13 protein-coding genes are annotated in these 15,677 nt (G+C 70.3%); 3 read left to right on the top strand and 10 right to left on the bottom strand.

Annotated features, from left to right (window positions below; translation table 11 throughout):
- Window positions 1–63 precede the first annotated feature (63 nt).
- The gene (locus tag ACIRP2_RS33380; RefSeq protein ID WP_404256946.1) at window positions 64–978 is read left to right on the top strand and encodes a GNAT family N-acetyltransferase; all 915 of its coding nucleotides are present in this window, start codon (window positions 64–66) and stop codon (window positions 976–978) included.
- A gap of 72 nt (window positions 979–1,050) precedes the next feature.
- Here the strand turns inward: ACIRP2_RS33380 and cimA are convergent, their stop codons facing one another.
- From cimA to ureA, 6 genes are all read right to left on the bottom strand, one after another.
- On the bottom strand, window positions 1,051–2,658 hold the full coding sequence (cimA, locus tag ACIRP2_RS33375; protein WP_351080787.1) for a citramalate synthase: 1,608 nt from the start codon (window positions 2,656–2,658) through the stop codon (window positions 1,051–1,053).
- A 277-nt stretch (window positions 2,659–2,935) separates the two neighbouring features.
- Complete coding sequence (locus tag ACIRP2_RS33370) at window positions 2,936–4,270, bottom strand: MFS transporter (protein WP_404256943.1); 1,335 nt, start codon at window positions 4,268–4,270, stop codon at window positions 2,936–2,938.
- Window positions 4,271–4,351: 81 nt separating this feature from the next.
- The gene (locus ACIRP2_RS33365) at window positions 4,352–4,975 is read right to left on the bottom strand and encodes a TetR/AcrR family transcriptional regulator (RefSeq protein ID WP_404256941.1); all 624 of its coding nucleotides are present in this window, start codon (window positions 4,973–4,975) and stop codon (window positions 4,352–4,354) included.
- Window positions 4,976–5,049: 74 nt separating this feature from the next.
- Entirely contained in the window at window positions 5,050–6,069 is a 1,020-nt protein-coding gene (locus tag ACIRP2_RS33360; protein WP_404256939.1) for an agmatine/peptidylarginine deiminase, read from the bottom strand.
- A 68-nt stretch (window positions 6,070–6,137) separates the two neighbouring features.
- Window positions 6,138–7,820, bottom strand: a complete 1,683-nt coding sequence (locus ACIRP2_RS33355) for an urease subunit alpha (RefSeq protein WP_404256937.1) — start codon at window positions 7,818–7,820, stop codon at window positions 6,138–6,140.
- Window positions 7,820–8,503, bottom strand: a complete 684-nt coding sequence (gene ureA, locus ACIRP2_RS33350) for an urease subunit gamma (protein WP_404256935.1) — start codon at window positions 8,501–8,503, stop codon at window positions 7,820–7,822. The genes ACIRP2_RS33355 and ureA overlap by 1 nt, the downstream gene beginning before the upstream one ends.
- Before the next feature lie 126 nt (window positions 8,504–8,629).
- Between ureA and ACIRP2_RS33345 the strand changes: the two genes are divergently transcribed.
- The gene (locus ACIRP2_RS33345) at window positions 8,630–10,066 is read left to right on the top strand and encodes a cytosine permease (protein WP_404256933.1); all 1,437 of its coding nucleotides are present in this window, start codon (window positions 8,630–8,632) and stop codon (window positions 10,064–10,066) included.
- 78 nt (window positions 10,067–10,144) lie between these two features.
- On the opposite strand, the gene ACIRP2_RS33340 is transcribed toward ACIRP2_RS33345, so the two are convergent.
- A complete protein-coding gene (locus tag ACIRP2_RS33340) occupies window positions 10,145–11,233 on the bottom strand; it encodes a branched-chain amino acid aminotransferase (RefSeq protein ID WP_404256931.1) in 1,089 nt (362 codons plus the stop codon).
- Window positions 11,234–11,469: 236 nt separating this feature from the next.
- Window positions 11,470–12,510, bottom strand: coding sequence for a 3-isopropylmalate dehydrogenase (locus ACIRP2_RS33335; RefSeq protein WP_404256929.1), 1,041 nt, complete (start codon window positions 12,508–12,510; stop codon window positions 11,470–11,472).
- 129 nt (window positions 12,511–12,639) lie between these two features.
- Between ACIRP2_RS33335 and ACIRP2_RS33330 the strand changes: the two genes are divergently transcribed.
- Window positions 12,640–14,214, top strand: a complete 1,575-nt coding sequence (locus ACIRP2_RS33330) for a purple acid phosphatase family protein (protein WP_404256927.1) — start codon at window positions 12,640–12,642, stop codon at window positions 14,212–14,214.
- Between the two features lie 123 nt (window positions 14,215–14,337).
- On the opposite strand, the gene ACIRP2_RS33325 is transcribed toward ACIRP2_RS33330, so the two are convergent.
- Window positions 14,338–14,466, bottom strand: a complete 129-nt coding sequence (locus ACIRP2_RS33325) for a hypothetical protein (RefSeq protein WP_361447164.1) — start codon at window positions 14,464–14,466, stop codon at window positions 14,338–14,340.
- Window positions 14,467–14,973: 507 nt separating this feature from the next.
- Entirely contained in the window at window positions 14,974–15,528 is a 555-nt protein-coding gene (locus tag ACIRP2_RS33320; RefSeq protein ID WP_404256925.1) for a GNAT family N-acetyltransferase, read from the bottom strand.
- Window positions 15,529–15,677 lie beyond the last annotated feature (149 nt).

Here is a 15,677-nt window from a genome sequence, read left to right as displayed (position 1 = left end):
GAGGTGCCGTAGCTGTCGTCGTTCGCCCGCCAGGGATTACGGGACAGCCCGTAGTGTGATCAGATGACAGGATTCGGCGTCCTTGGCGACAACACGGACTGGCAGAAGGACTTCGAGCGGCGGCTACGCGCCTCGTACACGGCGGCCGGGCTCGGTGCGGCCGCGGCGGAGCGCATGCTCGAAGGGGTACGCGACGGCATCGGCGACTGGACCGTCGCCGAGATCACGGACGCCGGGACCCGAGTGGGACACGTCGCCGTGGTCGTGGCCGACGACAACGGTGCGCTCGCGGGCCGTATCGGCGACCTCCACGTCGATGCGCTCCACATCGGCCGGGGGCACGAGCAGGCCGCCCGGGACTGGGCCGAGGGCTGGTGCGCGAAGCGCGGCGCAGGCCGACTCGACATACGGCTCACCGAGCCCGCCGGTGAGCTGTTCGACGGTTACGGCGTCCGCGGACAGCTCAGGACGCGGCGCGTCGGTTCACCGCCGGAACCGGTCGATGGCGTCACGGCCCGGCCGATGACACAGGCCGAGTATCCGGATTGGCTGGCCTCCGAGAAGGCCGCCTACGTCGGCGACATCGTCCGGGCCGGAGCCCTGAGCCACGAGGAGGCCGTGCTCAAGTCCGACCGCGACTTCGCGGAGCTGATCCCCGAGGGCCTGGCCACGCCCGACAACACGTTCCTGGTGCTGGAGGCGGCGGGCGAGCCCATCGGCACCGGCTGGCTGAAGCACGGGCACCTCCCGGAAGTCACCTACGGCTACTCGCTGTACGTCCAGGAGCGGCACCGCGGCAAGGGTTACGGCCGGGCCGCGATGTCGGCCGGCGAACAGGCGACGCTGGCGGCCGGCGACTCGACGCTGATGTTCACCGTGTGGGGCGGCAACGACGTGGCCATGAACCTGTACACGAGCGCCGGTTACCGGGTCGTGGAGGAAATGCGCTCCCTCCGCCTTCCGCGCTCCGCCGCCTGAGCGGCACGGCCGTCCGGCGGGCCCACGGCGAGCGTGCGGCGGGCCCGTCCGACGGCCGAGGGCGAACGGGGACTACTCCGTCGGCTCGATCCCGGCCCGCCGCAGCCCATACGTGTAGGCGTCCTCCAGCGCCTGCCAGGACGCCGCGATGACGTTCTCCGCGACGCCGACCGTCGCCCAGTCGCCGTTGCCGTCGCCCGTGGTGATGAGGACTCGGGTGGTGGACTCGGTGCCGGTGCGGCCTTCGAGGATGCGGACCTTGTAGTCGACCAGCTCCAGCTTGGCGAGCTGCGGGTAGATCCGCTCCAGGGCGACGCGCAGGGCCCGGTCGAGCGCGTTGACCGGGCCGTTGCCCTCGGCGGTGGCGACGATGCGCTCGCCCTTGGCCCAGAGCTTCACGGTCGCCTCGTTGGCGTGCGTGCCGTCGGGGCGGTCCTCGACGATGGCGCGCCAGGACTCGGTGCGGAAGTAGCGGCGTACCCGCCCCTCGGCCTCGGCGCGCAGCAGCAGCTCGAAGGAGGCGTCGGCGGCCTCGTACGTGTAGCCCTTGAGCTCGCGTTCCTTGACCCGCTCGACGACCCGGCCGACGAGTTCGCGGTCGCCGCCGAGGTCGATGCCGAGCTCCTTGCCCTTGAGCTCGATGGAGGCACGGCCGGCCATGTCGGAGACCAGCATCCGCATGGTGTTGCCGACCAGCGCGGGGTCGATGTGCTGGTACAGGTCGGGGTCGACCTTGATCGCGGAGGCGTGCAGTCCGGCCTTGTGGGCGAAGGCGGAAACACCCACATAGGGCTGGTGGGTGGAGGGCGTCAGGTTGACGACCTCGGCGATCGCGTGCGAGACGCGGGTCATGTCGGCGAGCGCGCCCTCGGGCAGGACGGTCTTGCCGTACTTCAGTTCCAGGGCGGCGACGACGGGGAAGAGGTTGGCGTTGCCGACCCGCTCGCCGTATCCGTTGGCGGTGCACTGGACATGGGTGGCGCCCGCGTCGACCGCGGCGAGGGTGTTGGCGACGGCGCAGCCGGTGTCGTCCTGGGCGTGGATGCCGAGCCGGGCGCCGGTGTCGGCGAGCACGGTGGAGACGACGGCCTGCACCTGGGCGGGAAGCATCCCGCCGTTGGTGTCGCAGAGGATCACGACGTCGGCGCCGGCCTCGTGGGCGACGCGGACGACGGACTTGGCGTACTCGGGATTGGCACGGTAGCCGTCGAAGAAGTGCTCGCAGTCCACGAAGACCCGGCGGCCCTGCTCGCGAAGGAAGGAGACGGTGTCGCGGACCATCTCCAGGTTCTCTTCGAGAGTGGTGCGCAGCGCGAGTTCCACATGACGGTCGTGGGACTTCGCGACCAGCGTGATCACGGGGGCACCCGACTCCAGCAGCGCCTTGACCTGCGGGTCCTCGGAGGCCTTGCCACCGGCCCTGCGGGTCGCGCCGAAGGCGACCAGCTCGGCGTTCTCGAACTCGATCTCCCGCTGGGCACGGGCGAAGAACTCGGTGTCGCGGGGGTTGGCGCCGGGCCAGCCTCCCTCGATGAAGCCCACGCCGAAGTTGTCCAGGTGCCGGGCGATGGTCAGCTTGTCCGCGACCGTCAGGTTGATGCCTTCACGCTGGGCGCCGTCGCGCAGCGTGGTGTCGAAGACATGGAAACTGTCGTCGGTGGCCTTGGCCTTGGTGGTCATGCTGGTCTGACTCCTGTCGGATGAGTGGATCCGGACGTTCAGGCTCCACTTGCCCCCATCATCCCGCGTGCCTCGCCCCGGCCGAGGTGAGGGCCGGAAAACGAAAAAACCCCTCGCGGGTGCGAGAGGTCTGCGCGCGGGTCTGGGGCACGGTGGCCGTGCCGTACGTGGTGGTACGGACGATCACTGCGGACCGGCGCGCCTGTTGCCAATAATCATGACGAACGAGGGCACGGAGGCAGTCTTGCACAAGGCCGCCTCCGTGCCGTGCCCCGTCTCAGGATGCGGGCGTGGCACTCGTCGCGCCGGACGGCTCCGTTTGCCCGTACGCGGACTCGCCGGCGCCGACCCGGCCCAGATCGATGTCGCGGGTCTCGCGCATGGTCAGGTAGACGACCAAGGAGACCGCGGCGCAGCCCGCCACGTACCAGTAGAAGCCGGACTCGACGCCCGCCTTCTTGAACCAGAGCGCCACGTATTCGGCGGTGCCGCCGAAGAGCGCGTTGGCGATGGCGTACGGGAGGGCGACACCCAGGGCCCGGACGCCGGTCGGGAAGAGCTCGGCCTTCACACAGGCGTTGATCGAGGTGTACCCGGTGACGACGACCAGGGCGAGCAGCGCCAGGCCGAAGGCGGGCCAGAAGGTGCCGGCGTGCTTGAGCATCGTCATGATCGGCACGGTCAGGAAGGTGGAGCCGATCGCGAAGGTGATCAGCAGCGGGCGGCGGCCGATCCGGTCGGAGAGCAGACCGGCCAGAGGCTGGATGCACATGAAGACGAACAGGGCGCAGAAGCTGACGAGCGAGGCGGTGGACTTCTCCATGCCCGCGCTCTTGGAGAGGAACTTGGTGAGGTACGTCGTGTACGTGTAGTACGCCACGGTCCCGCCCATGGTCAGCGCCATCACCAGGAACGCCTCGCGCTTGTGCTGCCACAGCGCCTTCAGCGTGCCGCGGTCCGCCTGCTCGGCGGCGCCGGACTCCGCGTACACCTCGGTCTCCAGCATGGAGCGGCGCAGATAGAAGACGACCGCGGCACCGAGCGCCCCGACGATGAACGGGATGCGCCAGCCCCAGCTGTGCAGCGCCGCGTCGGACATGTTGCGCTGCAGGACGATCTGGAGACCGAGGCCGATGAGCTGGCCCGCGGTCATGGACACGTACTGGAAGCTGGAGGCGAAGCCGCGCCGGTGGGGGGCGGACGCCTCGGTCAGATAGGTGGCACTGGCGGCGTACTCGCCCCCGACCGAGAGGCCCTGGAGCAGCCTGGCCACCAGCAGGACGGCGACCCCGCCGTACCCCGCGACGTCGTACGTCGGCGCGACGGCGATGAGGATCGCGGAGGCCGACATGAGGGTGACGGTGAGGGTGAGCGCCGCCTTGCGGCCCCTGCGGTCACCGATGCGGCCGAGCATCCAGCCGCCGACCGGCCGCATGAAGAAGCCGACGGCGAAGATACCCATGGTGTTCATGAGGTTGGCGGTCTCATTGCCTTCGGGAAAGAACGAATCCGCGAAGTAGACCGCGAAGGTCGCGTACACGAACCAGTCGAACCACTCGACCATGTTGCCCGCCGAGCCGACCCAGATCTTCTTCCACTGCTGTCGTCCCATGGTCCGTCACCGTGCCCGAACAGCCGGGAGCACAACAAGGGCGCAACAGGCAACGATCACGCGTACTTACGTACGTTTCGTTCACCGCGGCGGGCGCGACCCCGCGGCGATGAGCGAATCGTCGATGAACTCCCCCACCTGTTCGATGACTTGGGAGCGCCCGGTGCCGGGGATACCGACGGCGACATGGACGCTGAACCCGTCCAGCAGGGCGCGCAGCCGGGTCGCGAACCGCTCGGCGTCGACCGTACGGAACTCGCCGCGCGAGGCGCCCTCCGCCAGCAGCGCCACCAGGTCCCGGTGCCAGGCCCCCTCGATCGCGACCTGCCGGGCGCGCGCGTCGGCGTCGGCGTTCTGCGAGCGGTTCCAGACCTCCAGCCAGAGCGTCCAGTGCGGATCGCGGTGACCGTCGGGAAGGTAGAGATCGATGTACGCGTCGAGCCGTTCGCGCACGGGTGTCTGCCGGGCCAGCAACTCCCGCCGCTCGGCGCCGAGCCGGCCCTCGCTCCACTCCAGGGTCTGCAGGAGCAGTTCGTCCTTGGTCCGGAAGTAGTAGAGGAGGTGCCCGCTGCTCATGCCGACCTCACGGCCGAGCCCGGCCATGGTGAGCCCGTCGAGCCCGCACTCGGCGATGGTGGCCATGGCGGTGGCCAGCACGTCCTCGCGGGGTGGGGCGGTTTGGCGGCGGCGCGGAGCGGGGGTCATCGGGCGGCCCCCATGGTCCGCAAGCGCTCGGTCACGCAACCCCGTCCGGCCCGCTGGAAGGTGCTCGGCATGGATCAGATCTTAGGCTGCTGCTGCGTGATGCAGTGAATGCCTCCACCGCCGGCGAAGATCGTACGGGCGTCGACCAGGGTCACGGTCCGTCCGGGGTGGAGACGGCGGAAGATACCTGCCGCGATCTCGTCACGGGGGTCGTCGAAGCCGCACAGCACCACGCCACCGTTGCAGACGTAGTGGTTGATGTAGGAGTAGTCGACCCAGTGACCGTCCTCGTCCTGCACCACGGTCGGGGCAGGGACCTCGACGACCTCCAGGGGACGCCCCTGAGCATCGGTCTGGGCCGTGAGCATCGCCACGTTCTCCTTGCAGAGCTCGTGGTCGGGGTGGGACGGGTCCGGCTGGGTGTGGACGACGACGACTCCGGGGCCGGCGAACGCGGCGACGATGTCGACGTGGCCGAGCGTGCCGAAGCCGTGGGGCGGGTAGTCACCGGTCAGGCCGCGCTTCAGCCAGATCGCCTTCGTGGTGCCGAGCTTGGCGTGGATCTCGGTCTCGACCTCCTCCTTGGTCCAGCCCGGGTTGCGCTCGGAACCGAGCTGAACGGTCTCGGTGAGGAGGACGGTGCCTTCGCCGTCCACGTGGATGCCGCCGCCCTCGTTGACGAGAGGCGAGCTGTGCACGGGGACCCCCGCGAGATCCGCGACATGGCGGGCGATCTTCGCGTCGTGTTCCCAGGTCGCCCAGTCCTGTGCGCCCCAGCCGTTGAACACCCAGTCCACGGCCGCCAACCGGGTGCCGTCCGTGACGAAGGTCGGACCGATGTCCCGCATCCAGGCATCGTCCAACTCGCGCTCGACCAGGTCGATGTCCGGGCCGAGGAGGGCACGGGCACCCTCCGACTGGCCCGGCCCGACGACCATGGTGACCGGCTCGAAGCGGCGTACGGCCCGAGCCACCGAGGCCCACGCCTCGCGGGACTCGGCGAGGTCGTCACCGGTGAACGTGACGTTGGGGCCCGGCCAGGCCATCCAGGTGCGCTCGTGCGGGGCCCACTCGGGCGGCATACGGAAGGTCATGTCGTTGGACTCCTCAAGGGTGTGCGGAAAGGGTGTGCGGGAAGGCTGCGGGCCGGAAGGCTGTGTTCCTACAGGAAATAGAGGCGGCTGAGGGACACCGATTCGGCGGGTTCCGAGCGCATCGGGACACCGTCCAGCGTGACCAGCCCGCTGCGCCCGTCCACCGCCACGTCCCCGATGCGGGAGTTGAGCCGGAGATCCGCCGGGCCGATCCCGCGGGTGCCGCGCACGGCCACCCTGCGCCGTCGCGTCGGCATCAGGTCGGAGCCCAGCTCGGCCGCGGCCTTCGCCACGAAGGCCACCGAGATGTCGGCGGGCGTCGCGCCGTGCCCCCCGAACAGCGGTCCCAGGACCAGCGGCTCACAGGTGTCGGTCGCTGCGTTGGGGTCGCCCGTCACGCCCCACGCGGGGAAGCCCGCCTTCAGTACCATCTGCGGCTTCGCCCCGAAGTACTGAGGCTTCCACAGCACGATGTCGGCGAGCTTGCCCACCTCGATCGAACCGATCTCGTGCGCGAGACCGTGCGCGATGGCCGGGTTGATCGTCAGCTTCGCCATGTAGCGCAGCACCCGGGCGTTGTCGTCGTGCGCGCCGTCGCCCTCCATCGGGCCCAGCTCGGCCTTCATCTTCCCGGCCATGGCGAAGGTGCGGCGCACGGTCTCGCCCGCGCGCCCCATCCCCTGCGCGTCCGACGAGGTGATGCCGATCGCGCCGAGGTCGTGCAGCACGTCCTCGGCGCCCATCGTCCCGGCCCTGATCCGGTCCCGCGCCATGGCGGCGTCCCCGGGCAGGTCGGTCTTGAGGTCGTGCACCGAGACGATCATCCCGTAGTGCTCGGCCACCGCGTCCCGGCCGAACGGCAGGGTCGGATTGGTGGACGAGCCGATGACGTTCGGCACACCCGCCATCTTCAGGACGTTCGGTACGTGTCCACCGCCGCAGCCCTCGATGTGGAAGGCGTGGATCGTCCGGCCGTCCAGGACACGCAGGGTGTCCTCGACGGACAGACACTCGTTCAGCCCGTCGCTGTGCAGGGCGACCTGCACGTCGTGTTCCTCGGCGACGCGCAGGGCGGTATCGAGGGCACGGGTGTGCGCGCCCATGTCCTCGTGCACCTTGAAGCCGGACGCACCGCCCTCGGCGAGCGCCTCCACCAGGGGCGCGTCGTCGGAGGACGAACCGCGGGCCAGGAAGCCGATGTTGACCGGCCAGGCGTCGAAGGCGTTGAAAGCGTGACGCAGGGCCCACGGCGAGTTGACGCCGACGCCCCACACCGGGCCGAACTCCTGGCCGATGACCGTGGTGACACCGGAGGCGAGCGAGGCCTCCATGATGCGCGGCGAGAGCAGATGGACGTGGGTGTCGACGGCACCGGCCGTCGCGATCAGGCCCTCGCCGGACACGATCGTGGTGCCCGTGCCGACGACGACGTCCACGCCGTCGAGCGTGTCCGGGTTACCGGCCCGCCCGATGGAGTGGATCCGGCCTTCGCGGATGCCGATGGAGACCTTGCGAATGCCTTGGACAGCGTCGATGACCAGGACGTTGCTGATGACGACGTCGCAGGTGTCGCGTACGGCCGCGGCCTTGAGGTGCAGCCCGTCGCGCGCGGTCTTGCCGAAGCCGGCCAGGAACTCGTCGCCGTGCGCCTGCGCATCCGACTCGACGCGCACCACCAGGCCGGAGTCGCCGAGAACGACCCGGTCTCCGGCGCGCGGTCCGTGGACCGACGCGTATTCGTTGGGGTCCATCAGGCGTCCTCCGCTCCCAGATAGCCGCAGGCCGCCGCGCGCCGCAGGGCCTCTTCCTTCGCGCCGGGCGCGTCCAGCGGTCCGTCGACCAGGCCGGCGAAGCCGATCGCGATCCGGGCGCCGCCGATCGGCATCAGGCCGATCTCGGTCTCGCCGCCCGGGTCGAAGCGGACCGACGATCCGGCGGGGACGCACAGCCGCATTCCGTACGCCGCGGCCCGGTCGAAGTCGAGGCGCGGGTTGGCCTCGAAGAAGTGGAAGTGCGAGGTGACGCTCACCGGGACGGTCGCGGTGTTGCGCACGGTCAGCCGCAGCGCGGGCTCGGGCTCAGCGTGCGGCGGTGCGGGCAGTACGGCGCCGGGCGCGGCGTCGCCGAGCCCTCCCCCGATGGGCTTCGAGACGACCGCGAGCCGGGATCCGTCGTCGAAGACGGCCTCCACATGCACCTCGGTGACCACATCCGCCACACCGGGCAGGACGTCGTCGGGCCCCAGCACGGCGCGCGCGGCCTCGATCGCCTCGGCGAGCCGCTTTCCGTCCCGGGCCGCCTCGCAGACGGTGTCCGCTATGAGCGCGGTCGCCTCGGGGACGTTGAGCCTCAGTCCGCGCGCGCGGCGCGCCCGTGCCAGTTCGGCAGCGCCGAAGAGCAGGAGCCGGTCTCGCTCGGTAGGGGTAAGTCGCACGTCAGTACACCTCCAATTTGAGCATCACTCTAATCGAGGTTTTCCCACCTGGAAAGCATTGACGAAGAGCTGTACTTGGACTCACATAGAGCGGCACTCAAACTGTCGAACGTCAGGGGCGGCCTCATGCCGATAGAACAGCGCGGAGTCGACACGGTCCCGGAGACGGAGCGCACCAGCGCCCCACGCGACCTCGTCTCGATCCTGCTGGGGTCCAATCTCTGCCTGGGCGTGATCATCTTCGGCTGGCTCCCGGTCTCCTTCGGCCTGGGCTGGTGGGCCTCGGTGAGCTCGATCGTCACGGGTACCCTGCTCGGCACCCTGCTGACGGCACCGCTCGCCCTGGTCTCGCTGCGCACCGGAACCAACCTCTCCACCTCCTCCGGAGCCCAGTTCGGTGTGCGCGGCCGTCTGGTCGGCTCGATCGTCGGCCTGCTGCTCGCCCTCGGCTACACAGCGCTGACCGTCTGGATCGGCGGCGACGCGATGGTGGGCACCATGCACCGCCTCCTCGGACTGCCGACCGGGGGGCTCTCGTACGCGGCCGTGTACGCCCTGCTCGCCGCCGCCACCGTGATCGGCGCGGTCTACGGCTACCGGATGCTGCTGCGTCTCTCCCGCATCCTCGCCGTCGCGATGAGCGCGCTGCTGATCCTGGGCGTCATCGCGTACGCCCCGCACTTCACCACCGCCGCACTGCCCGGCACCGGCGGGCATCTGCTCGGATCCTTCTGGCCGACCTGGCTGCTGGCCGTGGTCGCAGCAGGGCTGAGCGGCCCGATCGCCTTCATCACCCTGCTCGGCGACTACACGCGGTACATCTCCCCGGCCCGGCACTCCTCCCGGAGCGTGCTGCGAGCGAGCTGGGCCGGGCTGCTGATCGGCCTGCTCGTCCCGCAGCTCTTCGGTACGTTCACGGCCTACGCCTCCCGGGCGGCCGTCGACTACGCGGGCCCGCTCGTCGACGCCTCCCCCACCTGGTACCTGATCCCGCTGCTGCTCGCCGCCTCCGCCGGTTCGGTCGGCAACGCCGGCCTGATGCTGTACTCCATGGGCCTCGATCTGGATGCGATCTGGCCGCGCGCCTCGCGCCCCCGGGCCACTTTCGCGGTCGCGGGCGTCGCCACGGCGTGCGTCTTCGTCGGGCACTACGCCTGGGACGCCGAATCCGCGATGACGTCGTTCGTCCTGCTGCTGACCGCCATCGGCACCCCGTGGGCGGTGATCACCCTGATCGGCTTCGTCCGCTGTCACGGTGTCTACGACTCGGAGGCCCTCCAGGTCTTCAACCGGCGCTCGCGCGGCGGCGCCTACTGGTACACGGCCGGCTGGAACCTGCCCGCCACGGCCTCCTGGGCCCTGGGCGCGGCAGTGGGCCTCTGCGCAGTCTCGCTGCCCTCGTACGAGGGTCCGCTGCTCTCCCTGACCGGCGGGGTGGACTGCAGCTTCCTGCTGTCGGGCCTGGTGGGCGGTGCCGCGTACACGGCGCTGACGCGCGGCGGGCGCACGGAGCGCTCGGTGCCGGTCGACGATACGGAGCCACAGCCGTCCGCCGCGTCCTGAGCGAAGACGACGACGCCCGCTCCGGCAGCAGCCGGGGCGGGCGTCGCGGTACGGGACATCGCCGTGCGGGACGGTCGCTCAGCCGAGCGGGTGCATCCAGCCGTGGGTGTCCTCGGCGATGCCGCGCTGGATGTCCAGCAGGCGCTCGCGCAGCTTCACCGTGACCTCGCCGGGCGCGCCGTCGCTCTGGACCCACTCGCCGCCCGCGGACTTGACGGTGCCGACGGGGGTGATGACGGCGGCGGTGCCGCAGGCGAAGACCTCGGTGAGAGTGCCGTTCTCGGTGTCGGCCCGCCACTGGTCGATCGAGACGCGGCCCTCCTCGGACTCGTAGCCGAGGTCGCGGGCGACCTTGAGCAGCGAGTCGCGGGTGACGCCGGCGAGCAGCGAGCCGGTCAGGGCCGGGGTGATGATCTTGTTCCCGTACACGAAGTACAGGTTCATCCCGCCGAGTTCCTCGACCCACTTGTGCTCGACCGCGTCGAGGTACGCGACCTGGTCGCAGCCCTGTTCGGCGGCCTCGGCCTGGGCGAGGAGGGACGCGGCGTAGTTGCCGCCGGTCTTGGCGTCGCCCATGCCGCCGGGGACCGCACGGACGCGGTTCTCGGAGAGCCAGATGGAGACCGGCTTGACGCCACCGGGGAAGTAGGCGCCGGCGGGCGAGGCGATGACGATGAAGAGGTACTCGTTGGCGGGCTTCACGCCGAGGCCGACCTCGGTGGCGATCATGAACGGACGCAGGTAGAGCGACTCCTCGCCGCCGTGCGTCGGAACCCATGCCTTGTCCTGCTGGACCAGCACGTCGCACGCCTCGATGAACGTCTCGACGGGCAGTTCCGGCATGGCCAGCCGGTGCGCCGAGGCCTGGAAGCGCTTGGCGTTCGCCTCGGGGCGGAACGTGGCGACGCTGCCGTCGGGCTGGCGGTACGCCTTGAGTCCCTCGAAGATCTCCTGCGCGTAGTGCAGGACGGTGGTCGCGGGGTCGATCGACAGCGGTGCGTACGGGACGAGCTGGGCGTCGTGCCAGCCACGGCCTTCGGTCCACTTGATCGTCACCATGTGATCGGTGAAGTAGCGGCCGAATCCGGGCTTGACCAGGATCGCCTCGCGCTCCGCGTCGGACAGCGGATTCGAGGAGGGCTTGAGCTCGATCGTGGGCGTCGTCATGAGTGCGTGTCCTTCACGTTGTGTGTGTTGGACCGCGCTCGCGCCGCTCCTGCCGGGCAGGTGCTAGGACGTCCGAGCTTCAGTGCGAGCGGCGGCCCCGTTCGATTATCGCTCCCGGGTGGCCGTGCACGAAATGACGCGAATGCGGTCCGTGGTCGATGGTTGCACCCGGGGCCGCACAGGAGAAGCCGCCGGGTGCGGTTGCGACCCGGCGGCTTCGAAACGGAGTCGTCGGGTCAGCTCGCTACTCGTACCGCGAGCGCGTCGCCGATCTGATCGGTCGTACGAGTCGTTCCGTCACGCTCCGCGAGATCGGCGGAGACGGCGTCCTCGATGCGCACGGCCTCGGCCTCGTAGCCGAGGTGGCGCAGCAGGAGGGCGACGGAGAGAACCGTGGCGGTCGGGTCGGCCTTGCCCTGGCCCGCGATGTCGGGGGCGGAGCCGTGGACCGGCTCGAACATCGACGGGAAGGTGCCCGTCGGGTTGATGTTGCCGGACGCGGCCAGGCCGATGCCGCCGGTCACGGCAGCGGCGAGGTCGGTGAGGATGTCACCGAAGAGGTTGTCGGTGACGATGACGTCGAAGCGCTCCGGCTGGGTGACGAAGAAGATCGTCGCGGCGTCGACGTGCAGATAGTCGGTGGTGACCTCGGGATACTCGGTCGCGACCCGGTCGAAGATGTTCTTCCACATGTGGCCCGCGTACACGAGGACGTTGTTCTTGTGAACCAGCGTCAGCTTCTTGCGCGGGCGGGAGTTCGCCCGCTCGAAGGCGTCACGGACGACGCGCTCGACACCGTACGCGGTGTTCACGCTGACCTCGGTGGCGACCTCGGCGGGCGTACCGGTGCGCAGCGAACCTCCGTTGCCGGTGTACGGGCCCTCGGTGCCCTCGCGGACGACGACGAAGTCGATGTCCGGGCGGCCGGCCAGCGGGGTCGCGGTGTTCGGGAACAGCTTCGACGGCCGCAGGTTGATGAAGTGGTCGAAGGCGAACCGCAGCTTCAGCAGGAGCCCGCGCTCCAGGACACCGGAGGGCACGGAGGGGTCACCGATCGCGCCGAGCAGGATGGCGTCATGGCCCTTGAGGGCTGCCAGCTCCGCGTCCGGAAGGGTTTCGCCGGTACGGTGCCAGCGCCGGGCGCCGAGGTCGTACTCCTTGGTCTCCAGCTTCACATCCTGCGGGAGAACAGCGTTGAGGACCTTGAGGCCCTGGGCCACGACCTCCTGGCCGATACCGTCACCGGGGATCACTGCGAGATTGATGCTGCGAGACATGTCCGCACCTTACTGCGCGTCCCACCCCATGACATGTCACGTCCACCATACGGACACATGGGGAGCTGTACGTGTACTGTTCACCCACTCGACGGGACGGCGTCGGGCGGTGGGTGGATGTTCTGCTCCATGGACATCCCCCGTTTCGGAATTCCGGAGAAGCTCGCCGGCCGTATGAGCATGGCCGAGCAGCACGAATATCTGCGCACCCGGCTGACCCGGCGTGGCGCGCTCCGTACCGGCGTGGCGACCGTGGCCGTCGCCGGTGCCGGTCTCGGTACCTCTCTCACCGCCTCACCCGCCTACGCCGCCGGGACCGCCCTCACCGCTCCTCCCGCCTCCACCCGGGTGGACGGTTCACTGGTGGCGCCGTTCGGTCGGCACCTGGCGTACGGGGCCGACCCGAAGACGCAGATGGCGGTCTCCTGGCAGGTCCCGTTCGCCGTGAAGCGGCCGTACATCCGCATCGGCCTCCAGCCGTGGGCGCTGAGCCACCGGATCGACGCGGAGGTGCGCCATCTCACCACGCCCGAGCTGAATCGAGGGAAGATCGCGGCGGCCGAGCAGTTCTACCTGCACGCGAGCCTGGAGCGGCTGCGGCCCGGCACGACGTACTACTACGGCGTCGGCCACGACGGCTTCGACCCCGCCGACACGCGCAACCTGGGCACGCTCGGCACCTTCGCCACCGCACCCTCGCGCGCCGAGCCCTTCACCTTCACCGCCTTCGGTGACCAGGGCGTCAGCTACCACGCACTGGGCAACGACCAGTTGATCCTCGGTCAGAACCCGGCGTTCCATCTGCACGCCGGTGACATCTGCTACGCCGACCCGTCCGGCTCCGGGCAGAGCACCGACACCTACGACGCCCGCACCTGGGACCAGTTCCTGGCGCAGACGGAGACCGTGTCGAAGACCGTGCCGTGGATGGTGACCACCGGCAACCACGACATGGAGGCGTGGTACTCGCCGGACGGCTACGGCGGCCAGAACGCCCGCTGGACGCTGCCCGACAACGGCCCGGATCCGGTGAACCAGCCCGGTGCGTACTCGTTCGTGCACGGCAACGTGGGGGTGGTCGCCCTCGACGCCAACGACGTCTCGTACGAGATCCCGGCCAACTTCGGCATCAGCGACGGCCGGCAGACGCGCTGGCTGGACCGGCGCCTCGGTGAGCTGCGGGCCCGTCACGACATCGACTTCGTCGTGGTCTTCTTCCACCACTGCGCCTTCTCGACCACCACCGCGCACGCCTCGGACGGCGGGGTGCGCGACGCCTGGGTGCCGCTCTTCGAGAAGCATCAGGTGGACCTGGTCATCAACGGCCACAACCACGTCTACGAGCGCACGGACGCGATCCTGAGGAACGCGGTGCGACGCAGGGTGCCCATCGGCGAGCGCACCGACCCGACGCGGGACGGCATCGTGTACGTCACGGCGGGGGGCGCGGGCAAGGCGCTGTACGACTTCCCGGCGCCGGACAGCTACGAGGGGCACGTGAAGGACCTGGACAGCGTGGCCACGTACCACGTGGTCAAGGGCGGCGGAAGGGCGAGCGAGACCGTGGAGTGGTCGCGGGTGCGCCACACCGGCTTCTCGTTCCTGGCGGTCGAGGTGGAGCCCGGTCGGCACGCCCGGATGAAGGTCACCGCGCTCGCCGAGTCGGGCGTACGGATCGACCACTTCGAGATCAGCCGCAGCTGATCTCCCGCCGGAGCCCGGCAAGGCAGCGGTCCCCGGGCCGGTCCCGCCGACCGGCCCGGCGGCTCGGGGCGGGTCGCCGGTCTCTCGGCGGCTCGGACGGGCGCCCCGTACCGGCGCCCCGCCTCAGTGGCCCGTGGAGCCGCCGTTGTCCCGGCGGTCGAGGGCCCGCTGCAGGGCGGCGGCGGCGTTCTGGCGCTCCGACTGGGTCGGGCGGTGGGTGTGACGGACTCGGCGGACAGTCGTCTCGGCCATGGTGGATCGACTCCTTGAGATCGCGAGGACTTCGAGATCGAAAAACCGTGAAAGTGATTTCGAGATCGGGATTTCGAGGCGCCGGAAGGGGCGGGAAGCGGGCGCCGCAGGGGTTGCCTGCACGGGGCGCGCGCTCACGACCGCCAGTCGCTGGATCTAGCGAGACGTTCGGCTCCTACAAAGCTAAGCCAGCTCGGCCGGTCTGTCTCCACAATTACTCGGACTTCCTACTATCTGAGACGGAGGTTTACGGCCGCCCGCCCGCGGTTCCCGGACCAGGACCCGGAAGACGAGCGATCGTGCCTGCTCAGAGCGGGTGACATGGCCGATCGGCCCCTGGTACGGAGAGATGTCGACCGGTCGGGCCCGCGACGAGCCGGGCCACCGGCCGCCGCACCCGTCGGTGTGGACGGCCCGGGACGCGGGAGCGCGGCAGGGAGCCGGTCGCGGAGCGCCGGGGTGCGGGGCAGGTCGGTGAACGGGCTCCGGCGACGGGCGGGAGCACGCTCAGAGCACGTCCCCGTCCCGCCAGTCGAAGACCAGGGTTCCGGACACCCGGGGCAGTGCGCGGCCGGCCCCGCCGCGGACATAGGTGCTGCCCTCCTCGTCCGGCAGCATCTCCACCCCGTGCCTGCCCTGCACGGCGATCCGTCCCGGCCACACCTGCCAGCCGCGTCCCGCGTACAGCGCCGCCCCGGCAGCCGACGCGGACAGGGCCCCGAAGACGTACGCCCCGTCGACGACCTGTTCCAGCGCGGCCATCACCCGCCCGCCGAGCCCCTCCCGGCGCCGGTCGGCGCGGACGGCCACGGCCTCCACGTAGCCGACCCGGTACGAGCGGTCCTCGTGGACCACCCGGCGCTGGACGACGCTGCCGTGCGCGAGGAGCCCGCTGTCGTCCCGTACGAGGACGTGGATGCCGCCGAGGGCGTGGTCCCAGTCGTCGTCGCCGAACTCCCCCTCGAAGGCGGTGTCCAGGAAGGCGCGGATCTCGTCCAGGACGGCGGGGGTCAGCCGGTGGGTGTGCGTGGTCCGCAGGATCGGGTCGATCGGCTCGGTCATGCGCTCCATCCTCCCGGACACCACCGCCGCCGGGGTGGGACCCGTACCCGTCACGCGCCGAAAAGCCGTGCGCCGCACGGGAGTCGGCCCCTGGAACGGCCTCCCTGCTCCCGGCCCCCGGTACGGGCCCGTGACCTGCCCGCTCTGCG

The organism is Streptomyces sp. NPDC101194 (assembly GCF_044767885.1).
GTDB lineage: Bacteria > Actinomycetota > Actinomycetes > Streptomycetales > Streptomycetaceae > Streptomyces.
This window is presented reverse-complemented; position numbering and strand designations above follow the sequence as displayed.